Raw genomic sequence first — 26,084 nt, 5'->3', positions numbered from 1 at the left:
ACGTACCGCGGGTCACATGTCCAGACCGCTCGCGCTACCCCGCCCTGACGCGTTCGGCGCAACGCAGCAAACTGATTTTCCCGCTTGATGAGGCTGGCGTAGGGTGCCACAAGCGTCCGCGCGCACGAGTGGCGGAATTGGTATACGCACCGGTTTTAGGTTCCGGCGCCGGGAGGCTTGGGGGTTCGAGTCCCCCCTCGTGCACCACGGCTTGACGCCTGGAGGACTCGACCACCTCGCGCCGTGACGCGCCGCCCCGGGGCGCCTCCCGCGATGGCCCGGGACGGTCGTGGTCCGCTGGGCGCGCGGCGCGGTGGCGAGCGTTCGACCCGCGCGCGGCTCCGACGACGAACGCGTGACGGGGGCGCGGGCTGCGGAACCTCGGGCGGATCGCCTCGGCGGCGTCGTCGACCGCGCGCGCGGTCCTGGAATTGCGCGACGCCCGCGGCGCGACTACGTTCGCGTTCCTCGGCCGGACCCTCTCCTCCCACCTGACCGCCGCGGAGCCAAGGCACGTAAAGATGTTCACTTGGGCGATGAAGAAGATTTTCGGCACCTCGCACGAGCGTGCCATCCGCCGCCTGCGACCCCGGGTCGAGGCTATCGGCAGGATGGAGCCGGAGCTGCAGAAGCTCTCGGACGCCCAGCTCCGAGCAAAGACGGCGGAGTTCAAGGAGAAGCTCGCCAACGGGGCGACGCTGGACGACATCCTGGTCCCGGCGTTCGCGGTCTGCCGCGAGGCGTCGAAGCGCGCCCTCAAGATGCGCCATTACGACGTGCAGCTCATCGGCGGCATGGTGCTCCACAACGGCTGCATCGCCGAGATGCGCACCGGCGAGGGCAAGACCCTGGTCGCGACGCTCCCTTGCTATCTGAACGCCCTCGAGGGCAAGGGCGTCCACGTCGTCACGGTGAACGATTACCTGGCGCGGCGCGACGCCGAGTGGATGGGCAAGCTTTACGGCTTCCTCGGCCTGTCGACGGGCGTGGTCGTCAACCAGCAGGGCGACGCCGAGAAGCGCCACGCGTACCGCTGCGACATCACGTACGGCCAGAACAACGAGTTCGGCTTCGACTACCTGCGCGACAACATGAAGTTCTCGGCGCTCGAGTACGCGCAGCGCCCGCTGCACTATGCGATCGTCGACGAGGTCGACTCCATCCTCATCGACGAGGCGCGGACTCCGCTCATCATCAGCGGGCAGGGGGAGCGTTCGAGCGACAAATACCGCACGATCAACGAGGTGATCCCCCAGCTCCGGAACGAGGAGCACTACGCCGTCGATGAGAAGGCGCACTCGGTGACGCTGACCGACGAGGGCGTGGAGACGGCAGAGCGGCTGCTCGCCTCGCTCCAGGTGCTCAAGGGCACGAACCTCTATGACCCGGTGAACCTCGAGACGCTGCACATCCTGAACCAGTGCTTGCGCGCGCACACGCTCTACAAGCGCGATGTCAACTACATGGTACGCGACGGCAAGGTGCTCATCATCGATGAGTTCACCGGCCGCGTCCTCGCGGGGCGCCGGTGGTCGGACGGCCTGCATCAGGCCGTCGAGGCGAAGGAGAACGTCCGGATCCAGGAGGAGAGCCGGACGATGGCGACGATCACCTTCCAGAACCTCTTCCGGCTGTACAAGAAGCTCTCCGGGATGACCGGCACCGCGGACACGGAAGCGGCGGAGTTCCACAGCACGTACAAGCTCGACTGCGTCATCATCCCCACGAACAAGCCGGTGGTCCGCGTCGATTACGAGGATCTCGTCTACAAGACCGAGAAGGAGAAGTTCACCGCGGTCATCAACGAGATCCTCGAGAAGCACGAGCTCGGCCAGCCGATCCTGGTGGGCACGACGAGCGTCGAGAAGAGCACCGCGATCAGCCGGATCCTGACGAAGCGGGGCGTGAAGCACAACGTGCTGAACGCGAAGCACCACGAGAACGAGGCCTACGTGGTCGCGCAGGCGGGCCGCAAAGGGGCCATCACGGTCTCGACGAACATGGCGGGTCGCGGGACGGACATCATCCTGGGCGGTAACGCGGAGATGCTCGCCAAGCTCAAGTTCAAGGAGCAGAACCGCCAGCCCGAGGCGGAGCCCGATGCGTTCGAGGCCCTGGTCGAGGAGCTCAAGAAGGAGTGCACCGCGGAGGGCAACGAGATCCGCGAGATCGGCGGGCTGTACATCCTGGGCACCGAGCGGCACGAGTCGCGCCGCATCGACAACCAGCTGCGCGGCCGCGCCGGCCGCCAGGGCGACCCCGGGACGTCGAAGTTCTACCTGTCCCTCGAGGACGACCTCATGCGCATCTTCGCCGGGGATCGGGTGAAGAACCTGATGGAGCGGATGGGCATGCCCGACGACGAGCCCATCGAGCACCCGTGGGTGACGAAGAGCGTCGAGAACGCCCAGAAGAAGGTCGAGGAGCGCAACTTCGACATCCGCAAGAACCTGCTCGAGTACGACGACGTGATGAGCGCGCAGCGCAAGACGATCTACGACATGCGCCAGTCGCTGCTCGTCGGCCGTTACTCTCCCGAGATCCTCGACGAGGAGGGGAAGCCGACGGGCGAGAAGCGCGCGATCAAGCCGCTCCCGTCCATCGTGGAGCTGGTCCGTCCGGACGTCGGCTACCTGCTCGGCATGTTCGCGAACGACCCGGTGATGCCGCTCGACGCGGACGGCAACCGGCGCGAGATCGTGCGAAAGGACTTCGAGAAGACGGAGCGGTTCGTCGAGCTCGAGAACATGCAGCGCGAGATCTACACGCGCTGGGGCGTGAAGATCGAGCTCGAGACGCGCGCCGACAAGGCCCTCGAGATCTACGACGAGTGCTCCGAGCTCATGCCCCTGGCGCTCACCGAGCAGCGCGAGCGGCTGCTCGATCTGATGGACCGGATCATCGGCGCGATGGTCGAGGAGTCTTGCCCGGCCCGCAAGCCGCCGGAGGACTGGGACTGGGGCGGCATCTTCCAGGGCTTCCGCGAGCACTTCGGCGTCGAGCTGCCGGACGACATCGCGCACATCGGCGACCAGGAGACGCTGGCGCGGGATCTCTACGAGCGCGCCGAGAAGGCGTACGAGAAGCGCGAGGAGGAGATCGGCGTCGAGCTGTCGCTGCGCATCTTCCGCCACCTCTACCTGGAGGAGCTCGACAAGGCCTGGGTCGACCACCTGACCGACATGGACCACCTCCGCGACGGCATCGGCCTGCGCGGCTACGGGCAAAAGGACCCGAAGCAGGAGTACAAGAAGGAGGGCTACAACATGTTCGTCAACATGGTGGCCCGCGTCTCCTCGAACGTGGTCACGAAGCTCTTCAGCGTGAACGTCAGGCGCGCCGAGCAGGAAGAGGCGCAGATCGAGGCTGCGGATCGCGAGCGGCACGCAGCGGCGCTGCTCGACGCGGTCGCGCAGCACGACGAGTCCCTCCCGATCGGCGCGAACCCCGCCCCGGCGCTCCCGCAGCCTGCCGTCATGCAGGAGCAGGAGTGCCCCTGCGGCAGCGGCAAGCCGTTCAACAAGTGCCATGGCGGTGAGGACGAGGCGACGGCCTGAGCCGGCGCCCCCTGCCCGCTCCGCCTGACAGCCAGAACGAGGCAGCGAGGGCCCCTGTCAGGCCCTTGCTCCTCGGCATCTGACCCCAGCATGAACACCGCCGAAGGGCCGATCCATCGGTTCCCGGAGGCAGCATCATGAAGGTGTTCATCGATTCAGGAGATATCGCGGAAATCAAGGAAGCGCAGTCGATGGGGGTCATCGACGGCGTCACGACCAACCCGTCGCTCCTGGCCAAGGCCGGCAAGCCGACGAAGCGGGCGATCGCCGAGATCTGCGAGGTGGTCGACGGCCCCATCTCGGCCGAGGTGGTGGCGGTCGAGAAGGACGCGATCCTCCGCGAGGGTCGCGAGCTCGCGAAGATTCACCGGAACGTGGTGGTCAAGGTGCCGCTCATCGACGAGGGGCTCAAGGCCGCCCGGATCTTCGCTTCCGAGGGCATCAAGACGAACGTGACCCTCTGCTTCTCGGCCGCCCAGGCGCTGCTCGCGGCCAAGGCTGGGGCCACGTACGTGTCGCCGTTCGTCGGGCGCGTCGACGACGCCGCGGGGGACGGGATGGATCTCGTCCTGCAGGTCGTGACCATCTTCAGGAACTACGGGTTCTCGACGCAGGTGCTCACCGCGAGCGTACGGCACCCCGTCCACTTCGTGCAGGCCGCCATGATCGGCTCGCACGCCGTGACGATGCCGCTCAAGGTCATCAAGCAGCTGACCAGGCACCCGCTCACCGACGTCGGGCTCGCGCAGTTCTTGGCAGATGCGAAGAAGATCCCCGAGCTGGTATAGCGATCCCGTGGCCGAGAAGCGCAAGGAGAGCTCGGGGACGACGCGCCGCGGGAGCCGCCCGGCGGCCCCCGCGGTCGTGTCCGTCACGACGCAGGGAGGGCCCTTCAAGGGGGTGTCGACGGCGGTCGTGCGCCGGCGGGCGAGCAAGATGCTCTCCCACCTCGCGTTGCAGGGCGTGGAGCTCTCCGTCGCCCTGGTGAACGATGAAGCCATCCACGAGCTCAACCGCAGCTACCGGCGCAAGGACAAGCCGACCGACGTCCTCGCCTTCCCGATGCTGGACCAGAACGGGGCCAACTCGCGCAGGCGCGGCCGGCGAGGTCCCGTGGATCCGTCGGTATGGCGCGGTCTTCTCGGCGACGTGATCGTCTCGATCGACACGGCCGCGCGGCAGGCCGCCGAGCGCGATCGCCCGCTGCTCGACGAGATCACGATGCTGCTCGGGCACGGCCTGCTCCACCTGCTCGGCTACGACCACAAGACCGACGCAGAAGAACGGGAAATGACGGATTTGACCCGGGAGCTCGAGGTCGCGGCGGCGTCACGAAGCAACAGCATCACTGTAATCGATCCGCGTCGCAGCACTGCGAGGCAAAAGAAGACGGGGGCGCGATGACTTATCACTTGCGAGGCGAAACCTCGCTTGTTAAACGGACGCCCCCTTTCGACTTGGAGGAGACATGCCCGGTTCGAACAAGCTGACCAAGGCCCAGATGATCGTCGGTCTTGCTGAGGCCACCCACCTCGACAAGAAGTCCGTGGCCAGCGTGCTCGATGCGCTCGGCGAGCTGGTGAAGAAGGAGCTCGGTCCGGAGGGGCCGGGCGAGGTCACGGTTCCGGGCCTCGTGAAGATCAAGGCGAAGGAGATCCCGGCCACGCAGGACCGGGAAGGCATCAATCCGTTCACGAAGCAGCCGATGACCATCAAGGGCAAGCCGGCGAGCCGCAAGCTCCGCGCGGCGCCCGTCAAGGCGCTCAAGGACGTCTGAGCGGCGCGTCCGTGGCCGCAGCTTGCGTCGCCGCATCGGGCGGCGCGAGCTCCGGGGGCCCCGCAGGCGGTCGTGCCCCCGAGCTGACGCCCCGGGCTTGCCGCGGGGCCTTCGCTGTGGCGCGTCGCGCCCGGAGCGCGCAAGCGATGCCCGCGAAGGCGAGCAGCAACGCCATCGGGGCGTCGCCCAGACGAGTGTAGAGCGTCAGCGGCGTGTCCCTGACCGAGGGGGTCGCGAAGGTCACCCCCGGCGCAGCGCTCTCATCGCGGCTGCGCACCACGCCCCGGGCGTCGATCCATGACACGACGCCGAGGTTCACCGCCCGCACGAGATCACGGCGCAGCTCGATGGCGCGCATGACCGCGAGCCTCGCATGCAGCTCGGGCTCGGCGCTCCCGGTGAACCAGGCGTCGTTCGTGATGTTGACGAGGAGGTTCGGGGCGAGCGCCCCGGTGATCCGCCGCCCCACCCCGGTGAGCGTGTCCTCGTAACAGTTGAGCACCCCGATCCGGAGCGCCGGCCCGTGCTCTCGGGGCAAACTGAGGGCGCGCGGCTCCGCGCCCGGGACGAGCCCACCGCTCTTCTGGAAGATGCGCCGCAGCCAGGGCAGGTAAGCGCCGCCCGGAACCGTCTCGCCGAACCACAGCAGCTGCAGCTTGTCCTGCGTCGGCTGCATGCTCCCATCGGGGAGCACAAGGGTCGCGGAGTTGTAGCTGTTCCGTTCCTCGACGCCGTCGGCGGCCTTCACGGGCGGCGCCTGGGTGATGAGCCCCGCGAGGATCGGGCCACGGATGCCGGGCCCCAGGATCGCTCGACCGCCGCGCGGCGCCTGCCGGGCGCTGTGAGAGAGAGGGTAAGGGTACGCCGCCTCGGGCCAGAGGGTGAGCTCTGCGCCGCCGGCCTCGGCCTCCCGGGTGAGATCGTGCAGGGTTCGCAGGATCCGCGGGTGGTTCTTCGCCTGCCAGCGCTCGTGAGGCCCGACCGCCTGGTTGACGAGCGCGACGCGCGCGGTTGGCAGGCCGGCGCTGGCGCGCTCCACCGCGGCCATCCGCAGCGCGCCGTGAGCCGCGAGCAGCCCGAACAGCGCGACGCTCGAGAGCGCCGGGTAGAGGATCGGGCGGGACAACCGAAGGCGGGTGAGCCGCGGTTCCTGCGCGGGCGCGCGCTCGAGCGGCCGCCCGCCCGGCGCCCTCCCCGAGGCGGCCAGGCCAGCGCGGGCGAGCAAGGCCGCCCCGACGGCGAACAGCACGGAGACGCCCCGCTCGCCGATGAGATCGGCGAGCTGCACGAGCGCCGGCCAGGGGCTCATGAGACCCGCAGGAGTCCAGCCGAAGACGGTCGGGATGGCCACGGCGGCGAACACGCCGGTCGCAAAGGCGAGCTCGAGGGGAGCGCGCAGCCGCCGGATGAGCGCGCTCGTGATGCCGCCGCAGATCGCCCAGACCAGCGACTGGGCGGCCGCGAGCAGCACCAGCGCGAGGTACGAGGCCGCCGAGCCGAGAGGCGTGAACCGCTGGATGACCTCCGGCACGAAGCGCAGGCCGACGACGCCCGCCGCCGTTCCCCAGACAGCGCCGCGCCCGAAGGCGCGCCAGATCGTCGGGGCGTCGTGGACGGCGGCCGCCAGCAGAGCGAGGCCAACGATGACGGCGGGGACCAGATCCGTCGGCGGCGCCGTGAGGGCGAACGTCGCGCCGCCAGCGAGGGAGAGCAACAGCGGGGCGCGGCTACGGAGCGCGCGCATGATCGAGGCCTGGGGCACGATGCGGCGTTATACCGCGTGGAGACGGTCCGGACCGCGACCGCCTGGTCGAGAGCAGAACGGACGCGAACACCGCGCGGTCAGGGTGGACGGGAGGCTATGACGAGCCGCTCACCAGTAAATACTGAGCCCGCCGCGGAAGAGCCCCCCGCCCGACGTGTTGGTCGTCCGGCCGGTCTCGGGATCCGTGAACTCGGGAACGAGCCCATCGTCCGTACGGCTGCGCACGAAGCCGAGCGCATCGACGTTCAGGGCGATGCGGGGGGAAAGCCGGAACTCGAGGCCGATGCCGCCGTGCGCGCCGAAATAGTCGTACTCCGTGTCCGGAGCGAAGTCGGTGCCGCCGGCCGCGGCCTCGCTCGAGGAGCGATCGACCTCGGCGTGCGCGATGTTCAGGCCGCCCATGAAGTAGAACTGGGTGCGGCTGCGCGGGTTGACGAACAGCATCCCGGTCAGGGAGAGCGGCACCTCGGTCCGCTGGTCACCGTTGTAGTCCGTGCCCGCGAGGAAGTCGGCGCCTGCATCGAGCGCGAACGCCGGGACAGGCCGGTAGCGCAGGCTGATCCCGACGCCTCCCATGCCAGCGTCCTCCGCTCCGCCGTGCTCGCGCCCCAACATGACGCCCTCCATGCGGAGGTTGATGCCCCAGTGGCGCCGCCAGCGCCGCTTCACCGCCGGAGGCGGCGCCGGGGGCGCCACGCGGCGCACGATCACGCGCGGCGGAGGGGCCGCCCCAGGCGCCACGACGATCACCTGAGGAGGCGGGCCCGACGGCGAGGTCTCGTAGACGACGACCGGCGGGGCTGGACGGGCGGCCCCCCTGGCCGGCGGCGGGGGCGGCGGCGCCTCGGCAGGCGCGGCCTCGGCAGGAGCGACGGGCGGCGGTTCCGCGACGGGATCGCGAGGCGGCTCCACTTCCTCGCAGAACCACGCGCCGGGAGGACAGTTGCTGTCCTCCTGCGCGAACGCGCTCATCGGCGCGGTCATCGCCACCGCAACAAGGGCATGGGTCAAGCAACGGCGCATCGGGCGACTCCTCTTCGGTGCAGGGAAGTTAGCAACCGGGATGCCATCGACCATCTTGCGGGATCGTCGTCACCATGGCCGCGCAGCACGCGGGCGTGCATCGGCCGCCACGGCACGCTGTGGCGGAAGGTTCACACGCGCGCCGTTCCGCAGGGTACTAGCTCCCACGGCAAAGGTCACGGCGCGGTCGCCCCCGTCGGGAGCCCTGCCAACATCGAGACCAATCGGATTCCACCATGCCTACGGTTACGTTGAAGCAGGGTCATGTTCGGCCGGTGTGGTCGGGGCATCCCTGGGTGTTCGCTCAGGCGATCGCGCGCATCGAGGGCGGCGCGGTGGCCGGGGACGAGGTCGTCGTCACCGACCCCTACGGCAGCGTGCTCGGGCGCGGGCTCTACACCCCGCGCTCGGCCATCCCGGTGCGCATGTACACGCGCGAGGACAGGCCGATCGACGCGGCCCTGTTCCGGCACCGGATCGAGCGCGCCATCGCGCACCGCCGCGAGATCGGCCTGCCCGCGCGGGCGCCTGGCCATGAGACCGACGCCTTCCGGCTGATCCACGCGGAGGGGGACGGCCTGCCCGGGCTCATTGTCGATCTGTTCGGCGACGTGGTGGTCGTGCAGCTCGGGACGATCGGGATCAAGCGCCGCGAAGGGGTGATCTTCGACGCCCTCCAGGCGGCGCTCTCGCCGCGCGCGATCGTGGACAGGACCCCGGAATCCCTCGCGAAGCTCGAGGGGTTCACCGCGGACGCGGGCGTGGTGCGCGGCGATCCCGCGCTCGATCAGCTCCGGTTCGTCGAGCGGGGGCTGCGTTACACGATCCCGCTCGCGCTCGGCCACAAGACCGGGTTCTACCTGGACCAGCGGACGCTGCGGACCCGCGTCGAGCAGCTCGCCCACAACCGGCGCGTGCTCGATGCCTTCTGCTTCGTCGGCACGTTCGCCATGGCGGCGGCCCGCGGCGGGGCGAGCGAGGTCCTCGCGATCGACGAGAGCGCGACGGCGATCGAGGTCGGGGCGGAGTGCGCGCGGGAGAACGGGCTCCTCGACCGGATCAAGTTCACGCGCGACGACGCCCGCAAGGCGCTGCAGAACGCGTCGAGGCAGGCGGGCTACGATCTCGTCATCTGCGACCCTCCGAAGCTCGCAGGCACGCGCGCCTCCAAGGACGCCGCGCTCACGGCGTACCGGCGCCTCGCGGCCGGAGCCTGCCGGGCCACGCGCCCAGGCGGCGTCCTCGTGCTCTGCTCCTGCTCCAGCGCCGTGAGCCTCGACGATCTGACCCGGGTGCTCGCGCTCGGCGCGCGCGACGCGCGCATGCAGGCCGCGGTGTTCGACCGGCACTTCCAGGGAGGGGATCACCCCGTCCCCGCCGCCTTCCCCGAGGGGCTCTACCTGAAGAGCCTCATCGCGCGCATCGACGCGCTCTGACGATCGCCCGATGAAGCCGCTCTCCCTTCTGCCTCCCGACGCCGCGCGCGCCCTCGCCGGGGTGATCTTCGATCTCGACGACACCGTGCTGGATCACGGCGCCCTCACCGAGGCGGCGTACGCAGCGCTCTTCCGTCTACGCGAGACGGGGCTCGCGCTGATCGCCTGCACCGGCAGGCCCGCCGGCTGGGGCGAGGTGCTCCAGCGGCAGTGGCCGATCGACGCGACCATCGTCGAAAACGGAGCCGTCGCGCTGGTCCGCGAGGAGGAAAGCGACGTCGCCGGCCATCGAGGAGGGCACGCCCCGCGCGCCGGCGCGCGCCGCGTCGTCACGCTCGACGACCTGGACCGCGAGGCGCGGCGAGCCCGTCGAGCCGAGCTCATCGGGCTCGCCAATGACATGGTGCGTCGTTTTCCGGCGGCGGCGCTCGCGGACGACAACGACCAGAGAGTGACCGACGTTACCATCGACATCGGGGAGCACCGGCATGTCCCGCCGGAAGACGTGCAGAAGATGCGCGCCGAGCTGCGCGAGCGGGGGGTGAGGACGCTGCTATCGAGCGTCCACCTCCACCTCACGCGCGAGCCGTCCGACAAGGCCACGGGGATTGTGCGCCTGCTCTCCGCTCGGTTCGGTGAGGATCCCACCCGGGCGCGGCACCGCTACGCGTTCGTCGGCGACAGCGGCAACGACGGCGTCGCCTTCGCCGCATTTGTGCTGACCTTCGGGGTGGCCAACGTACGCGCCCACCTCGGTAAGCTGTCCGTACCGCCGCAGTTCGTGGCGTCCCTTCCCATGGGCCGCGGGTTCGCGGAGATCGCCCAGCAGATCGCCGAACTGCGGAAGAATGCACCCGAACCGTGATCTTGCCGCGCGCAAGTCACTTCGCACTGCGATCCGCCCCACACCTGACGCAGGTAACCTAGCCGCGGCGCGCACTGAAGGAATAGGATCGGTCTTTCGGGAGGGCCGTGCCTCCCAACCCTTTACAGGGGCGCGTGTTCTCGGGGACCATGACGTTGGTCCCTCGCCCGCCAGCGGCAGCAGATGGCGTTTCGACCCCCGACCCCCGGCCTCCTCGTCGACAACAAGTACCGCCTCGCGGAGCGCATCGGCGGGGGCGGCATGGGCGACGTGTTCCGGGCGGAGCACGTGCTCGCAGGTCGCGCCGTTGCGATCAAATTCCTCCACCCAGAGCTGGCGGACAACTCGGAGCTCTCGCACCGCTTCTTCCAGGAAGCGCAGGCGGTCAACCGGATCCGCCACCCGAACATCGTCGACGTGATCGACGCAGGCGTCGGAGAGCTCGGTCCGTACATCGTGATGGAGCACCTCGACGGCGAGTCGCTCGGCATGGCGCTCGCGCGCTTCGGTCGCCTCGACATGGAGGCCGCCGTCGGCGTCGCGATCCCGGTGCTCGAGGCGCTCGACGCCGCGCACCGCGCGGGGATCATCCACCGCGATCTCAAGCCCGAGAACATCTTCATCGCCTTCGATCCGAGCCGCGGCTCGGCCGTCGTCCGCCTGCTCGACTTCGGCATCGCCAAGGTGCTCGACTCCGATGGCCCCTCGCCGCGGACGCGCACGGGCGTCGTGTTCGGGACGCCCGACTATCTGTCGCCCGAGCAGGCCACGGGGGAGTCGCCGCTCGACGGTCGGAGCGATCTCTTCTCGGTGGGCGTGCTGCTCTACGAGGTGCTCACGGGCACGCGCCCGTTCCGCGCGCCGACCGCCGTGGCGACCGCGTTCCGCGTCGTGCACGCCGAGGTGCCCACGCTCGCCTCGGCGGGCGTGACCGTCGACCCGCGGCTCGAGGCGATCGTGCAGCGGCTCTTGCAAAAGGATCCCGCGAAGCGGTTCCAGACGGCCGGAGACGTCGTCCGCGAGCTCGAGCGCGTCGCGCCTGATCCGCCCAGACGGACGACGGCGCTCGGCAGGCTGATCAACGTGCAGCGGCGGATGGCCCTGAGCCTGGGGAACGCTCCGGAGAACGAGCGCGATCGCCTCTCGTCCTCGCGCGATCGATCGCGCCCGGGGTTCGACGTGAACCCCCCGCCGCCGATGCGCATCTCGCCGTCGATCGTGCCGGGGGGGCGCGTCACCGAGGCGCCGCCCGGGATGCGGCCGTCGTCCTCGGAGCCAGCGAAGCCCGCGCCCGGCATGACGCTCTCGAACGCGCTGCGAAGCCGCGGCTCGGAGCCCACGATGCTCTCGCAGCGCGGCGAGTCGCTGCCCACGGTGCGCAGCGCCGACCTCGGGCACCGGGCCGAGCCGACCGTCCGCAGCGCGGACTTCGGCTCCTTGATGAACCGGACACGCGACACGCGGCGGCCCAACGTCACCCCGGTCCGGCCGCTGCCGGCGCGCTTCGCCGGGCAGTACCAGGTGCGCGGCCCCGTCCTGCGGAGCGTCGATCGCACCATCGTGGATGAGTACGGGAGGAGCGCGCGCGACGAGGTCGTCTCGCAGATGCCGCTCCGCTACGCCGACGACTTCAAGCACGACTCGATCAACGCGCTCGTCGGGTACGAGCTCGAGGCGCTCGACGCCTACATGGAGCTCGCGACATCGCTGGTCCTGCGCGATCTCGAGCGCTGGCGCGACATCGGCAGGCTCGGCGTGGGCGGCGAGCTGCACAGCCTCGTGCGCACGCTGTTCGCCCGCCCGCTGACCGACATCGCGTCGCTCATGCGCCGCGGGACCTCGATCTGGTCGCGGCTCTTCACGTTCGGCTCGTGGCGCGTGGCGACGGGCCCGACCGGGCGGGTCACGCTCCACATCGGCGACTTCGACCCTGCTTCGCTGCCGCTCCGGCTGTGGGTCGTGGGGATGGTCGAGGAGACAGCGCGCCGCGCGTCCGGCGGCGGCGTGAAGGTCACGATCACGCTCGGCGAGCTCGGCTTCACCTCCGAGCTCGCCTGCGAGATCAGCCTCTAGTTCCGCCCGCTTGACGTCCGGCCAGAGATCGCGGGGCTTCGGCGCCGCTTCGCGGCGGCTTCGCGCGGGAGGTCCTGGCTTTGTTTCCTCGGGGCTCCGCCCCGCCCCGCACCCCGGCGTCCGCATCGCGGCCGCGCCGGTCGCGCCGGTCGCACGAGCAGCGACCGGCGCTCGGGGGTGTGCCGCAGCGCGATGGCTGCGCGTCGCTGGAGGCGTCTCTCAGGAAGGCTTGCGCGCGCGGTAGCACGCCTGACAGAACACGTCGCGGCCCTCGACCGGCTTGAACGGGACCTCGCCCTCGGAGCCGCACGACTTGCAGGTGATCGAGAACGTCGGACGAGTGCGCGGCGCGCGAGGCTGCTGCGCCGGACCGCGGCTCGGCGCGGCAGCGCGGCGCTCACCGGCGAACGAGGGGGCGCGGTAGTTGCCGTCATCTCGGAAGGGCGCGCCGCCGCGCGGGCGGTTCGGGTAGTGGCTCTGCACCGCCCATGCGGGCGTCAGCCCCGAGTACGCGTCCTGCATCGGGCTGCGGTACTCGTTCACGTCGCCCGTGTAGCGGGGCTTCCGAGGCTGGCCGTCGCCGCGCGCCAGACCGCGATGCCCCCCGGCGCCCCGAGGCGGACCAGGGCGCTGGCGCTCCGCAGCGCGAGCCGGCGATCCGCTCTCGCTCTCCCCTCGATTGTCCTTGCGCGCACGGCGGCAGGTCCGGCACCGCTTGGGCGGGGCCGCGAGCTTCCGTTCGGCGTAGACGGCAGCTTCCGCAGCCGAGAATAGGAACGACGTGCCGCAGCTCGCGCAGACAATGTGCTCGTCTCGATGCTGTTCCATGATTCCTCTTTCGTCAGGCCGACGGGCCTCGCAGGCTCACGGGCTCGGGTGACTCGGATGACTCGGGTGACTGGAGCGCCCGGGAGCTGCCCCGCTGCGCTGGAGAAGCGCGATTTACGCGGGGTTCTACGTGATATCGGTGGGATCGCCCTCTTGATGGGGCACGGGAGTGCCTACGGTGACATGCTTGTCAGGGCGGTCAAGCGTGCCGCCTCCACGCAACGCCAGGATCGATCGCGCGGCGCGGAGCTTTGATTTCGAAGCTCCTCACGATACCATCCGCGCGACTTTCACGAGGAGCACAGCTCTCCCGTGACGGACCACGAGCAGCATCCGCCCACGCCGCGCATCGCAACCAGTCGAAGCAATGAGCCATCCCTCCCTGCACCTCACCGCTCGTGACTTCGACGCGTACGCCGCCGAAAAAGCGACCTCGAAGGCCTACTCACGCCCCCGCCTCGAGGTGAAGCAGCGCGCGCTCGCCTGGGCGCGCGGCGTCGTCGCCCGGCTGGCCGAGCTCGGCATCTCGGTCGATGTCCATGGCTCGGACGAGCACCCGTCGATCCGCAACAAGCACCGGGCCGACTGCCAGTGGGTCTTCTTCTGGCGCGACCAGGCGGCGCGCGACGAGCTCGATCGCCTCCTCGACCGCGGCCGCTCGATCTCCGACGCGATCGACGATCCGAGCCCCTTCACGCGGCACGCGTTCCTCGCGCTGCGCATCTCGGAGAGCGAGGTGCAGGTGTGCTTCGCGGTCCACCCGGACGCGAAGGTGGACGTCGACAACCTCCGGGCTCGCCTCTCGGCGACCGAGGAGGCGACGGGCGCGCCAGCCTCGCCGCTCTCCGCCGAGCTCACGAGCGCGCTCCACGCGCTCCCGGAGCAGTTCTCGTTCGGCGCCGCCGGCGGCGATCGCGTGGCCTGCAGCGCGGCCACCTCGGACGCGATCGCCGAGATGCTCCGCCGCGCCGCCGACGGCCAGGTGCCGCTCTGGATCGGCTGGGCGATCCCGCGCGAGACGGCGGTCGAGCACGCCGACATCCTCGATGAGCAGCTCGAGGACGCGCTCGTCGCGCTCGCCCCGATCTACCGGCTCGTCGCGTGGTCGCGCGAGAACGACCGCATCGCGCTCGACCGCAAGCTCGAGGGCATCGAGCAGGAGCGGGCGCGCGCCCACGCCGAGATCGAGGCCGAGAACGAGCGATGGCGCTCCGAGCAGGCCCGAGCGCGAGAGCGCTCGATGGAGCAGGCTCGAGCGCGCGGCGATGAGCGCGTCGAGGCCGCCCTGCCCGCCCGCCGGCCGACCCTGGCGACGCTGTTCAAGTCGCCGAGCAACGCCGGCGCCGGCGCTGGCCGCGGCGGAGAGCCGCGGCCCTCGCTGAAGCGGGTCGGAGAGGGCAGCGCCCCGGCCCGGCGAGCGCCGCACGGCGAAGCGGAGCCGCAGGCGAAGGCCGAGGCTCCGCAGAAGCCCTCGGCCGATCACGCGCCGCGAGCGCAGCGTGGTCCGTCCGGCGAGCCAGAAGCTGCCGCGAAGGTCGCGCCCGATCCCGCCAAGGGCGGCGTGCTGGAGAAGGGCAGCCGCGTCCGTGTGCGACGAGGCCCCTTCGGCGACAAGATCGGCGTGGTGAGCGAGCTCGATGGGCGCGGAGGCGCGCGCGTCCTGCTCGGCCTGCTCTCGACGAGGCTCGAGCTCGACGATCTCGAGCTCGTGGTCGATGGAAGAGATCGGCCCGCGCTCTCGACGTCGCACCGCAAGCCGCTCGCGCCGACGCCGCGCAAGGCGCGCTGAGCGTCGCCGCGCGGCCCCCCCCCACGCAATGGTCAAGCGCGATCCCTCAACCTACCCCGTCGGTCTCGGCGCGCAGTTCCGCCACAAGCTTCCGCTCTACCTGACGGGCGCGGCGCTGCTCGCTGCGCAGCAGTTCCTCATGGCCAGGCGAGATTTCCTGGTCAAGGACGCCGTCGACGCCGCCGTGAAGGCGCAGTCGAGCGAGGCCGCGCATGCGGCGCTCCTCATGCTCGCGGTCAGCGTGGGCGCCGCGATCATGCGCGTGTTCTCGCGGGTCACCATCTTCACGGCGGGCCGCAACGTCGAGTACGAGCTCCGGGCGATCCTGCTCGCGCGCCTGCACAAGCTCGGGCCGGCGTTCTTCCGCAAGATGCCGACCGGCGACATCATGAGCCGGGCGACGAACGATCTGACGCAGGTCCGCCTCCTCCTCGGCTTCGGCCTGCTGAACGTCGTGGGCTCGATCTTCGCGTTCACGAGCGCCCTGTACGTGATGCTCCACATCTCGAAGAGGCTCACGCTCGCGGCGCTCCTGACGATGCCCGCGCTGATGCTCGTCACCCGGTCGTTCTCGACCAAGCTCTTCGTCCGCACCCGCGACAACCAGGAGGCGATCGGCGCCATGAGCGACCGTGTCCTCGCGAGCCTCGCCGGGGTCAGGGTCGTCCGCTCGTTCGCGCTCGAGGCGTCCGAGATGGCCGCGTTCACGAGCACGAACCAGGGCTACCTCGAGAAGAGCCTCGCGCTCGCCAAGCTGCGCGGCTCCATGGCGCCGCTCATGGGGGCCATCAGCTCCGTCGGCGTGCTCATCGTCTTCTGGTACGGCGGGCGGCTCGTGCTGGAGCAGCAGATGACCCGGGGAGACTTCGTCTCGTTCTGGCTGGCGCTCTTGCGGCTCACCTGGCCGATGCTCGCCCTCGGCTTCGTCGCCGCCATCGTCCAGCGCGGTCGTGCCGGCTACGACCGGCTCAAGGCGATCTTCGAGGCCATCCCTGAGGTCGTGAGCGGCCCGATGCCCTCCCCCGAGGTCGTCCACGGCGCCATCTCCGTCAAGGACCTGACGTTCTCCCACGGCGCGAGGAAGGTGGTCGACGGCGTGAGCTTCGAGGTCGAAGCGGGCAGCTCGCTCGCCATCGTCGGGCGCACCGGCTCGGGCAAGAGCACCATCGCCACGCTGCTCGCCAGGCTCATGCCCACGCCCCGCGGCTCTGTGCTCCTGGACGGCGTCGACATCTGCGACCTGCCGCTCGACACCGTGCGCGCGAGCATCGGCTACGCGCAGCAGGATGCGTTCCTCTTCTCGACGACCGTGGCCCGCAACATCGGCTACTCCCTCGACGATCCGGATTCGCCCGCCGCCTTCGAGACGATCCGCGCGGCCGCCGACGAGGCCGAGGTGCTGAACGAGGTGCTCTCGCTCCCTGACGGCTTCGATACCGTGGTCGGGGAGCGTGGCGTGCAGCTGTCCGGCGGACAGCGCCAGCGCGTCGCGCTCGCGCGCGCGCTCGTGCGCGAGCCGAACGTCCTCGTCCTCGACGATCCGCTCTCCGCCGTCGACGCGAAGACCGAGCAGGCCATCCTCGCGGCGATCGAGCGGCAGGCCGCGCGACGGACCGTCATCCTGATCACCCACAGGGTCGCGGCCGCGCGGCGGTGCGACGCGATCGTCGTGCTGGAGCAGGGTCGGGTCATCGAGCGCGGCACGCACGACGAGCTCGTCCGCGCGGGCGGGATCTACGCGTCGTTCGCCGAGGAGCAGCAGCTCGAAGAGGATCTCGCGACCTTCGAGGCGTCGCCGTCCTCGCAACCGGTGGGGCTCTCGTGACACAGCCGGCTCACGGAGACAGCGCGACGATGCGGTCGAAATCGGGCGGCGCCTCGGCCGCAGGCGAGGCGGGCGCGGGCCCGCGGCGGCCGGCGCAGGCGACGACGGCCAAGGGCCGCGGGGCGACGAAGGCGAGCCGCACGGAGGACGTGCTGAGCCGGTTCCACGAGGAGACACGGCTCGGCGAGGCGTACGACGCGCGCATGCTGCTGAGGCTGTGGCCGTTCGTGCGCCCGCAGGGCACGCACCTCGCGCTGTCGCTGGCGCTGCTCGTCGTCACGGCGCTGCTGGCGCTGCTGCGCCCGCTCATCATGCGCGACGCGCTCGACGCCTTCGACACGCCCGGCGGGCTCGATCACCTCACGCGCAGCGGCTTGTTGCTCACGGGCGTCATGGTCCTGGAGCAATCGCTCGCCTTCCCGCAGCTCTACCTGATGCAGCTCGCCGGCGCGCGCGCGATGGCCGACCTGCGCGTGCGCGTCTTCGGCTTCTTGCACACCCGCCGCCTCGGGTTCTTCGATCGCACGCCCGTCGGCCGGCTCGTCACGCGCGTGACGAACGACGTGGACGCGATCGGCGAGATGTTCGCGTCCGGCGCGCTCAACGCGTTCGGCGATCTCCTCCGGCTCGCCGTCATCGTCGCGGTGATGGTGTCGCTCGACTGGCGCATGTCGTTGCTCGCCTTCGCGGCGGTCCCCCCTGTCGCCCTCGGCGTCAACTGGACGCGGCGGCGGATGCGCGACGCGTTCCGCGAGGTGCGGTCGAAGACGGCCAGGATGAACGCGTACCTCAACGAGCAGGTATCCGGGATGGCCGTCGTGCAGGCCTACGCCAGGGAGGAGCGTTCGGCCGAGGAGTTCGACGAGATCAACGCGGCGTACCGCAACGCGAACAACCGCTCGATCGTGCTCGACGCGACGCTCGACGCCGCCATCGAGATGGTCTCGAGCGTCTGCATCGCCGCGGTGCTCTGGTACGCCGGCGTGAACAGCCTGAAGGACGAGATCTCGTTCGGGACCTTGTTCGCCTTCGTCGCCTACATCGACATGTTCTTCGTCCCGATCCGCGATCTCTCGGCTCGGTACACGCTGCTGCAGTCCGCGATGGCCGGCGCGGAGCGCGTCTTCGAGCTGCTCGACAACAAGGACGAGGACGCGACGGCGGCGGCGACGAGCGGCGGCGACGCACCGAGGACAGCAGACGAGGGCGTCGCGTTCGAACTCGACAACGTCGGCTTCGGCTACAAGCCGGGCGTGCCCGTGCTGCGGCACGTGTCGATCGCGGCGAGGCGCGGCGAGAAGGTCGCGCTGGTCGGCGCGACCGGCGCCGGCAAGAGCACCGTGGCGTCGCTGCTGCTCCGCCTCTACGACGTCGATGAGGGCGTCGTGCGGGTCTTCGGCCGCGACGTCAGCGCGTACCCTCGCGACGAGCTGCGCCGCCAGTTCGCCGTCGTCCCTCAGGACGTGTTCCTGTTCCCGGGCACGGTGCTCACCAACATCGCGGCAGGCGACGCGATCCCCGATCGGGCCAAGGTGGTGAACGCGCTGAACCGCATCGACGCCCTCGACCTCTTCGAGCGGCGTGAGGGCGGGCTCGACGCCCCCGTGCTCGAGCGCGGCAGCAACTTCAGCGCTGGCGAGCGCCAGCTGATCGCCTTCGCCCGCGCCCTCTACCGCGACCCGCCGCTCCTCATCCTGGACGAGGCCACGGCGAACGTCGACAGCGACACCGAGGCGCGCCTCCAGCGTGCCCTCGAGGGAGCCATGGAGGGGCGCACCGCGTTGATCATCGCGCACCGCCTCTCGACGATCCGCGCCGTCGATCGCGTCGTCGTCTTCCACAAGGGCTGCGTCGTCGAGCAGGGCACGCACGAGGACCTGCTCGCCGCGGGCGGCGTCTACAGCAAGCTGTACCGGCTGCAGTTCGCCCGGCAGGCAGCGGCGCACGCCTAGAAGCGCGGGCCCTAGGGCGCCGCGCTCCCACCGCCGGGATCGGCGTCGTCGCCGTAGCACCTGCCGACGACGGTGCCCCCGGCGGCTCCCATCCCATCACCGTCGGCGCCGGCCGCGCCTCCTGCGGCTCCGGTCGCGCCGTCATCGGCGCCGATCGCGCCCCCGGCGACAACCCGCAGCCAGTACTCGGAGCAGCTGCCGTTGACGACGATCAGGTGCTGGTCGTCCACGCAGGGCACCTCGGCCTGGTTGCCAGCCGCCTGCGCCAGCGTCCCGCCGCTCTTCGTCCCGTCGCGCTCGAACGACAGGTACACCTGCCACCACCGCGGGCGCGCGCCGAGGTGATGCTTGAGCGCGTACCGCATGCCGCCCGGGAAGTAGAGGAGCTCCCCGTCCGGCGCCGAGGTCTCGTAGATGCCCCCCTCCGGTGTGGCCTCGACGAACTCGATCGGCGGGTTCGCTTCCTCGGACCGGTCGCACCTGTTCGGCGAGCACCCCGCCGCGAACGCCGCCGACGCGCCCACCGCCCAGGCGGCGGCCCATCTCAAGCGCTGCGCGGCGTTCCCGCCTGCGCCCTGGCTCCGCATCGCTCAGCCGAGCCAGCGCGCGGCGTCGAGCGCGTGGTAGGTGAGGATGAAGTCCGCCCCGGCGCGCCGGATCGACGTCAGCAGCTCGATCACGGCGCGCTTCTCGTCGATCATTCCGCGCTCCGCGGCCGCCTTGATCATCGCGTACTCGCCGCTGACGTTGTACGCGCCGAGCGGGAGCGTCGTCACCTCGCGCACGCGCGCGATGACGTCGAGGTACGCGAGCGCGGGCTTGACCATGAGCATGTCGGCCCCCTCTTCCTCGTCGAGCGCCGCCTCGCGCAGGCCTTCGCGGGCGTTCCCGGGGTCCATCTGGTAGCCCGCCCGGTCGCCGAACTTGGGCGCGCAGTCGGCCGCCTCGCGGAACGGCCCGTAAAAGCCGGACGCGTACTTCACGGCGTAGGAGAGGATCGCCGTCCCCGTCAGCGACTCGACGTCGAGGGCGCGCCGGATCGCGGCGACCCGGCCGTCCATCATGTCGCTCGGCGCGACCACGTCGGCCCCCGCCTTGGCGTGGACCACCGCCGCCCGCGCGAGCACCTCCAGCGTCGCGTCGTTGTCGACGTCCACCGCCCCGGACGCGTCCTGCCGGAGCAGGCCGCAGTGGCCGTGATCGGTGTACTCGTCCACGCACACGTCGGTGATCACGAGCAGCTCCGGCACGGCCTCCTTCATCGCCTTCACGGCGCGCGGCACGGGCCCGTCCGGGTCGTAAGCGCTCGTGCCCGACGCATCCTTGGTGCGCGGGAGCCCGAACAGGATCGTCCCGCCGATGCCGAGCTCCTTGCAGAGCCGCGCCTGCGCTGCCGCGGCGCTCACGGGCAGCTGCGAGACACCCGGCATCGTCCCGACCGGCCGAGGCGCGTCGAGCGCCTCGTTGAAGAAGAGGGGGAGGATGAAATCTCCCGGATGGAGGGTTGTCTCGCGCACCAGGGCGCGGAGGGCGGGCGAACGACGGAGCCGGCGCGGTCTCTTCGTGGGGAACACGGCGGCGGAGCATAGCAGCCCTGCGCCCGCGTGAGCCGCTCCGGTCCAGAGGAGCGCGCGATCCGTGGATCGCCTGGGCGCTGCGAATCGGTTAGTGTTCGCCCGAAACCGCCAGCATGAGAACGGCCCTCCACTTCCCGTCTTCCGGCCGCGCTCGCCCCGCCGCGCGCGCAGCTCGCGCCGGGCGCGGTCCGTGCGCGCGGCCATCCCTCAGCGGTGGGCCGCTCCAGAGCGCGCGGCCGAGCGCGCCGCCGGGCCGGGGCGCGGCGTCATCGGCTGGGGCGTCTGCTGGGACGACAGTGGAAGCGTATCGTCGTCGTCATCCGCTGCCGAGCCCTCCTCCGGCTGCTCCGCAGGCGTCGCCGTGGCGGCGACCGTGACCGTTGCAATGTCGGACAGCGGGCACCACACGGTCCATGCCTCATTGCGGACGAAGCTATCGAGGGGGACCACTCCGCTCTCGATGCCGCGCGCGAGCTGGTCGAGCCTGACCGGCCCGACCGAGCGCTCCCCGTTGGTGACGTACCATCGGTCCGGAAAGCCGCGCTCCGAGCTCAGCAGCTCTTCGACCAGTTTCACCGATCTCATCGAATGGACTCCAGAAACCGCCGGACGTTGAATCGACCGGATGCGATTCTAATCCCATAACGCACCGGGTCAACATCACTGCAGAATCGCTATGACAATCAACGTCTGCCATGCATGAACGAGATAATGACGGGAGTTTGACTGTGTTTCCGAGGCGTAACGATCCTTCCGAGGAGGGCCCCGGCGCGGCGGCTGCGGGGGCAATGAACGACGGAGCGCCGGGCGCGGCCAGGCCAGGCGTCGTGTACCTGGTCGGCGCCGGCCCGGGGGATCCGGGGCTCCTCACGTTGCGCGGCGCAGAGCTCCTCGCCACGGCCGACGTCGTCCTGCACGACGAGCTCGTCCACCCCGCGCTGCTCGACCGCGTGCGGGAGGGCGCCGACGTGCGCTCGGTCGGCAAGCGCGGCGGCGATCGGGTGGTGAAGGACGCGAAGCAGGCGGAGATCGACGCGGAGCTCGTCGCGCTCGGCCTCGCGGGCCGCAGCGTCGTTCGCTTGAAGGGCGGCGATCCGTTCCTCTTCGGGCGTGGCTCGGAGGAGGCGGAGGCGCTCGCGCGGGCCGGGGTGCCGTTCGAGGTGGTGCCTGGCGTCTGCTCTCCGCTCGGCGCGACGGCCTACGCCGGCATCTCGCTGACGCACCGGCACATCGCCTCCAGCGTGATGATCGTCAGCGGCGTCACCCGGGCTGGCAGATCCTTCGACTGGAGCGAGCTCGCCTCCGTCCGCGGGACCATCTGCGTCCTGATGGGCATGCAGGCCCTCGACGCGGTGGTCGCGGGGCTGATGGGGCCGGGGCGCCGCGATCCCGCGACGCCGGCGGCGGCGATCCAGTGGGGGACGCGGGCCGACCAGCGCGTCGTCTCCAGCCGCCTCGACGACCTCCCTCGCCGCGTGAAGGAGGCAGGGATCGAGAGCCCCGCGGTCATCGTCGTCGGCGCCGTCACGGGCCTGCGCGACACGCTCCGCTGGTTCGATCGGAAGCCGCTCTTCGGCAAGCGCGTGCTCGTGACCCGGCCGCGCCACCAGGCGCGCTCGACGTCGAGGCTTGTGCGCCTCCGCGGCGGCGAGGCGGTGGAGCTCCCGACCATCGAGATCCACCCGCCCCCCGACCCCGCGCGCGTCACCGAGGCTGTCCGCGGCCTCTCCGGTTACCACGCCGTCGTCTTCACGAGCGAGAACGGGGTGGCCTGCTTCTTCAAGGAGATGGAGCGGCTCGGCCTGGATGCGCGCGCCTTCGGCCCTGCGCGCCTCGCCGCGATCGGCGTCGGGACCGCCGCCGCGCTCGCTGCGCGCGGCGTCCGCGCCGACATCGTCCCGCGGGAATTCCGCGGCGAGGAGCTCGCGGAGGCCATCCTCGCCGACCCCGCGCTGGCCGGACGCCGGGCGGCGTCCCCTCGAGTCCGCGTGCTCCTCGCGCGCGCGCTGGTCGCCCGCGAGGTGCTCCCCGAGCGCCTCCGCGCCGCCGGCTGCGAGGTCGATGTCGTGCCTGTCTACGAGACCCGCCCTGCGTCGGCCGGTCGCCGCGAAGAGCTGCTCCGGGCGCTCTCGGCGGGCGCGATCGACGTCGTGCTGCTCACCTCGAGCAGCACAGTCGACAGCCTCTGCGATCTCCTCGGCGAGGGCGCCGCAGCGCGCCTCGAGCGCGTGCTCCTCGCGAGCATCGGGCCGATCACGACCGCGACCGCCGAGAAGCGGGGGCTCCGGATCGGCGTGACCGCCGAGGTGAGCACCACAGCAGGTCTCCTGGACGCGCTGGATCGACATTTCACTGCATTGCAAGCTGCCCCTGGGAGCGCCGGGAGCGAATGAGCTGGTCGCACGATGTGCGGCCGGCGCAGCTGCGGAAATAAAGAGAGCGTCGCAGCGGACCTGGGGGGGAAGGTCTCCGCCGCGACGCTCGATCCCAGGGGAGAGCAGGGCGCGTGCCTGCGACTTCTTCAAGTCGATTCAGGTACTTAGGACGTCCCAGCAGGAGTCCCCTTGCGCTGCTGCGCCGCCACGGCGACAGAGATGCAAGGACACTCCTGATTCAGCATGACCGTCGAACATCGACAGCGGCATTCCCCGGGCCGGAGCAGGCGTACAGCGTCACAGCCGGACAGCGCTGGTGAGAGCGCCCTCCGGTGCCATTTGGCTCACTCGAACGTCGCTCGCACCACGAGGAACTTGTTGTTGAGCTCGATGGAAGTGAGCTTCTCGAAGATGCGAGGGCTGCCGAGCTCGTTCGACAAGGAGCCCGTGCGTCCGTGCTCGGTGACGAAGTAGAAGGTCTTCACGCCCTTCTTCTTCTGCTCGTTGATGTAATCCTGAAACTTCTTTCCGCTCGACACGAAGGCCGCCAGCCGGTTGCCGGCATAGAAGTTCTCGCCCTTCCAGTTCAGCTGGTAAGCGACGAGCGGCCCTGGGATCTGCTGATTCGCGCGCACGTAGGCGAGCAACGTCTCGCGTTGCCCCCAGTGAGGCGACGTCCGCACGAAGTACACGTCGATGCCCCACGCCGTGAACACGACGGCGAGCGACAGGAGCGCGTAGACGACGTGGCGGCGCCAGCGCGCGACCATCAGCAGCAAGCACAGCGCAGCGGCGGCGGCGGTGAAGGCCCACAGGGCCGCGGAGAAGTCGAGCGACTGCGGCCAGGGGCGCTTGTAATTGTACGTGAACAGGTGCAGCAGCCTGGCCTGGCTCGGCTGTCCCTCGCGCACCATCGCGAGATCGCGCCCGACGAGGAACACGAGGAGCGCAGCGCCGAGCGCGACGGCGCCGAGCATCGCGCGCTCGTAGCTGACCACCGCGGCGGAGCGCGCCGACTGCACCGGCGAGGAGGCGTCGTTCGAGCGGCGCGCGAGCCCTCCCGCGCGGCCATCGAGGCGCAGCATGTCGTCGAGCAGGATCCCCGTGAGCATCGCCGCCGGCGGGACGGCCGGCAGGATGTAGTGATGGAACTTCGTCAGCATCAGCGAGAACAGCGCGAAGCCGAAGAGGAACCACATCGCCAGGAACACCGAGGCGTCGCCCTGGCGGACGTCGGCCGAGCCGCGCTCCCCCGGCGCCGCCCCCTCGCGCCGCCTGAGCCACCACACGAGCGACGCGGGCACGAGCCCGGTCCACGGGAACATCGCGTAGCCGAGCTGCCACACGTAATAGCGGAAGCTCACGTCGTCGCCCTCGTTCGTGTCGTGGACGTGGGTGAAGGCGCGCTTGAACATGTCGTGGAACAGGAGCCTGTCGGTGAACGGCTGACCGTGCCGCGCGTACATCGCGACGAACCAGGGCAACGCGACGCACGCGAGCACGAGCAGCCCGACGGGGATCTCCATCTTGAGCACGTCGCGGTACCGGCGGGAGACGACGACGTAGCCGAGCGCGCAGAGCACCGGGAGCCCGAAGCCGGCCGGCCCCTTGGCCATCGTGGACAGGGCAGCGAAGAACCACGCCGAGAGGAAGAGGAGCCGCTGGACGCGCCGCTCGCCCCAGCTGGCGTACAGGACGATCCCGAGCGTCTGCACCCAGACGAGCGCCTGGAGCGCAGGCTGAAGGCCGGGGAGCACGGGCAGCACCGACCGGCAGGCCTCGTTGCCAGGGAGACCGCAGTTGCCCGGTGAGCCCGAGCTGAAGACGTCGCCGCGGAAGTGGAGGCCGAAGGGCGAAAGGCCGATCTCGAGGTGACGCGAGAGCAGGTAGAGGATCTGCGGCAGCGCGCAGGCCAGGATCGCCCCCAGCACGAGGTGATAGGCCGAGAGGCCCACCTTGAGCGGGCCGAGATCCACCTCGTAGACGCGCGCCTCCTCCGCGTCGTCGGTGTGGATGCCGAGCAGGAGGAGCGCCATCGCCGCGGCCATCGTCGCGACGAACGGCATGTCGGTCATGGTCTGGTGGGAGACCAGGAACCACTGCGGCATCGTGGCGAGGACGAGCCCCGCGAGCAGCCCCGCGCGGCGGCTGAAGATCCGCGAGACGGCCTTGTAGAGGAGATAGACGGCGATGAGCGTCAGCGCGAAGACGGGGAGCCTGACGGCCCACTCGGGCCACGGGGTGCGCCCCTCGGCGGCCGCCGAGAGCATCTCGCCCGAGCGGTAGCGGACGCCGAACGCGGCCATCGCGAGCGCCTGCATCCAGAAGTCGAGCACCGGCTTCGACCAGAACCAGCCGTCCTGCGCCCACCAGAGGGAGATCCAGTCGTTCCTGGCCAGGATCTCGCGCGCGACCTCGCCGTAGTGCGTCTCCCAGGGATCGGTGAGCGAGTGGCTCCCGAGCATGGGCAGGTAGAGCAGCGTGACGACGGCGACGAGCCAGAAGCCGTGCCGCCGGCCGAGGGGGCGCGGAGCTCCCGCCTCGTCGACGCGACAGGGGCCGAGGCGCTCGCCGAACCGGAACGCGCCGATGACCGCCGTGAGAAACGCGGCAGGGACGGCGATGGCGGGCACCGCCAGCGAGAGCAGCGTCGGCGCGCCGTCCGACGAGAGGGGGCTCGGCGAGAAGAAGCCCGCGACGCTCAGCGTGATCAGGACGAAGAGCGCGACGAGCCCACCCCCGAGCAGCGCGAGCGGGCCGAGGAGGTCGCGGATCCCGACGCGCATGGCGACGCGCTCGGGGGGATCGTCGAACGTGCCGAGCAGATCGAGCAGACCGATCGCCGCGATGACGACGCCGAGCGCGCCGATCGGGACCCCCCAGCGCAGCTGAGGCGCGAGCGCCATCACGACGAACGTGAGGAGGGCGCCCGCGGCGGACACGGCAGCGCCGCGCCAGCGGAGCGGGTTGCCCTGCGGCACGAGGCGAGCCTCCTCGGCGTCGGCCGCGACCCCGGCCATCCCGACCATGTCGTCGCTCCCCGCCGCCCCGTCGCCAGCGGAAGGCGCGCGTGGCTCAGGAGCGTTCGGGCTCTCCAGATCGCCCGCGGCCGTCCCGTCGCGGGCGTCCGCGGGCGCACCGCTGCGTTTGTCGTGTGTGTCGTTCATGGCTGCGCCAACCGCGGAACGAGGCGCGGCCCTGGCGTAGCAACTCCAGGTCGCCGGGCAAAGCAGCGGTCGCAT

General features: G+C 70.7%; 18 protein-coding genes, 1 tRNA gene and 1 pseudogene. 12 read left to right on the top strand and 8 right to left on the bottom strand.

The features are described 5' to 3' along the window. Nucleotides 1-122: 122 nt before the first annotated feature. From WMF12_RS00160 to WMF12_RS00140, 5 genes are all read left to right on the top strand, one after another. Nucleotides 123-207, top strand: a tRNA-Leu gene (locus WMF12_RS00160). Between the two features lie 314 nt (nt 208-521). Continuing rightward, nucleotides 522-3,557, top strand: coding sequence for a preprotein translocase subunit SecA (secA, locus tag WMF12_RS00155; RefSeq protein WP_437859062.1), 3,036 nt, complete (start codon nt 522-524; stop codon nt 3,555-3,557). A 137-nt stretch (nt 3,558-3,694) separates the two neighbouring features. After that, nucleotides 3,695-4,345: a fructose-6-phosphate aldolase gene (gene fsa, locus WMF12_RS00150; protein WP_437859050.1), complete on the top strand. Its 651-nt coding sequence runs from the start codon at nt 3,695-3,697 to the stop codon at nt 4,343-4,345. Between the two features lie 7 nt (nt 4,346-4,352). Beyond that, entirely contained in the window at nt 4,353-4,961 is a 609-nt protein-coding gene (gene ybeY / locus WMF12_RS00145) for an rRNA maturation RNase YbeY (protein ID WP_437859035.1), read from the top strand. Nucleotides 4,962-5,025: 64 nt separating this feature from the next. Then, nucleotides 5,026-5,334 (top strand): HU family DNA-binding protein, encoded by a 309-nt coding sequence (locus WMF12_RS00140; RefSeq protein WP_437743534.1) that lies wholly within the window; start codon nt 5,026-5,028, stop codon nt 5,332-5,334. On the opposite strand, the gene lnt is transcribed toward WMF12_RS00140, so the two are convergent. Next, a complete protein-coding gene (gene lnt / locus WMF12_RS00135) occupies nt 5,321-7,078 on the bottom strand; it encodes an apolipoprotein N-acyltransferase (protein ID WP_437859011.1) in 1,758 nt (585 codons plus the stop codon). The genes WMF12_RS00140 and lnt overlap by 14 nt on opposite strands. Before the next feature lie 129 nt (nt 7,079-7,207). Next, on the bottom strand, nt 7,208-8,122 hold the full coding sequence (locus tag WMF12_RS00130; RefSeq protein ID WP_437859006.1) for an outer membrane beta-barrel protein: 915 nt from the start codon (nt 8,120-8,122) through the stop codon (nt 7,208-7,210). A gap of 236 nt (nt 8,123-8,358) precedes the next feature. On the opposite strand from WMF12_RS00130, the gene WMF12_RS00125 reads away from it, so the two are divergent. From WMF12_RS00125 to WMF12_RS00115, 3 genes are all read left to right on the top strand, one after another. Next, nucleotides 8,359-9,558, top strand: coding sequence for a class I SAM-dependent rRNA methyltransferase (locus tag WMF12_RS00125; protein WP_437859000.1), 1,200 nt, complete (start codon nt 8,359-8,361; stop codon nt 9,556-9,558). Nucleotides 9,559-9,568: 10 nt separating this feature from the next. Beyond that, complete coding sequence (locus tag WMF12_RS00120) at nt 9,569-10,423, top strand: HAD family hydrolase (protein ID WP_437858994.1); 855 nt, start codon at nt 9,569-9,571, stop codon at nt 10,421-10,423. A gap of 183 nt (nt 10,424-10,606) precedes the next feature. Beyond that, complete coding sequence (locus WMF12_RS00115) at nt 10,607-12,496, top strand: serine/threonine-protein kinase (protein WP_437548427.1); 1,890 nt, start codon at nt 10,607-10,609, stop codon at nt 12,494-12,496. Nucleotides 12,497-12,715: 219 nt separating this feature from the next. Here WMF12_RS00115 and WMF12_RS00110 read toward each other — a convergent pair whose 3' ends face one another. Then, nucleotides 12,716-13,039: a CxxC-x17-CxxC domain-containing protein gene (locus WMF12_RS00110; RefSeq protein WP_437873971.1), complete on the bottom strand. Its 324-nt coding sequence runs from the start codon at nt 13,037-13,039 to the stop codon at nt 12,716-12,718. Between the two features lie 144 nt (nt 13,040-13,183). After that, a pseudogene (locus WMF12_RS00105) lies at nt 13,184-13,324 on the bottom strand (zinc-ribbon domain containing protein); the annotation flags it as partial. Between the two features lie 367 nt (nt 13,325-13,691). Here WMF12_RS00105 and WMF12_RS00100 point away from each other — a divergent pair. From WMF12_RS00100 to WMF12_RS00090, 3 genes are read left to right on the top strand one after another with little or no spacing between them, the layout of a single operon-like run. Further along, nucleotides 13,692-15,113 (top strand): hypothetical protein, encoded by a 1,422-nt coding sequence (locus tag WMF12_RS00100; RefSeq protein WP_437858986.1) that lies wholly within the window; start codon nt 13,692-13,694, stop codon nt 15,111-15,113. Between the two features lie 28 nt (nt 15,114-15,141). Further along, nucleotides 15,142-16,938, top strand: coding sequence for an ABC transporter ATP-binding protein (locus WMF12_RS00095; protein WP_437858978.1), 1,797 nt, complete (start codon nt 15,142-15,144; stop codon nt 16,936-16,938). Nucleotides 16,939-16,967: 29 nt separating this feature from the next. Next, the gene (locus tag WMF12_RS00090) at nt 16,968-18,890 is read left to right on the top strand and encodes an ABC transporter ATP-binding protein (RefSeq protein WP_437858963.1); all 1,923 of its coding nucleotides are present in this window, start codon (nt 16,968-16,970) and stop codon (nt 18,888-18,890) included. A gap of 11 nt (nt 18,891-18,901) precedes the next feature. Here the strand turns inward: WMF12_RS00090 and WMF12_RS00085 are convergent, their stop codons facing one another. From WMF12_RS00085 to WMF12_RS00075, 3 genes are all read right to left on the bottom strand, one after another. Continuing rightward, the gene (locus WMF12_RS00085; RefSeq protein WP_437858951.1) at nt 18,902-19,477 is read right to left on the bottom strand and encodes a hypothetical protein; all 576 of its coding nucleotides are present in this window, start codon (nt 19,475-19,477) and stop codon (nt 18,902-18,904) included. A gap of 3 nt (nt 19,478-19,480) precedes the next feature. Continuing rightward, nucleotides 19,481-20,464 (bottom strand): porphobilinogen synthase, encoded by a 984-nt coding sequence (gene hemB, locus WMF12_RS00080; RefSeq protein ID WP_437858947.1) that lies wholly within the window; start codon nt 20,462-20,464, stop codon nt 19,481-19,483. 210 nt (nt 20,465-20,674) lie between these two features. Then, nucleotides 20,675-21,052: a DUF4339 domain-containing protein gene (locus WMF12_RS00075; RefSeq protein WP_437858942.1), complete on the bottom strand. Its 378-nt coding sequence runs from the start codon at nt 21,050-21,052 to the stop codon at nt 20,675-20,677. A gap of 203 nt (nt 21,053-21,255) precedes the next feature. Here WMF12_RS00075 and cobA point away from each other — a divergent pair, with 203 nt between their 5' ends. Next, nucleotides 21,256-22,860 carry a uroporphyrinogen-III C-methyltransferase gene (gene cobA, locus WMF12_RS00070; RefSeq protein WP_437858939.1) on the top strand — a complete coding sequence of 535 codons (1,605 nt, stop codon included), beginning with the start codon at nt 21,256-21,258 and terminating at the stop codon, nt 22,858-22,860. Nucleotides 22,861-23,186: 326 nt separating this feature from the next. Here the strand turns inward: cobA and WMF12_RS00065 are convergent, their stop codons facing one another. Further along, a complete protein-coding gene (locus tag WMF12_RS00065; protein ID WP_437858927.1) occupies nt 23,187-26,009 on the bottom strand; it encodes an ArnT family glycosyltransferase in 2,823 nt (940 codons plus the stop codon). Nucleotides 26,010-26,084: the final 75 nt, after the last annotated feature.

The sequence above is a fragment of the Sorangium sp. So ce363 genome (genome assembly GCF_051520435.1).
Classification (GTDB): domain Bacteria; phylum Myxococcota_A; class Polyangia; order Polyangiales; family Polyangiaceae; genus Sorangium; species Sorangium cellulosum_B.
The sequence above is the reverse complement of the archived record's forward strand: the minus strand, read 5'-3'. Positions and strand labels throughout refer to the sequence as shown.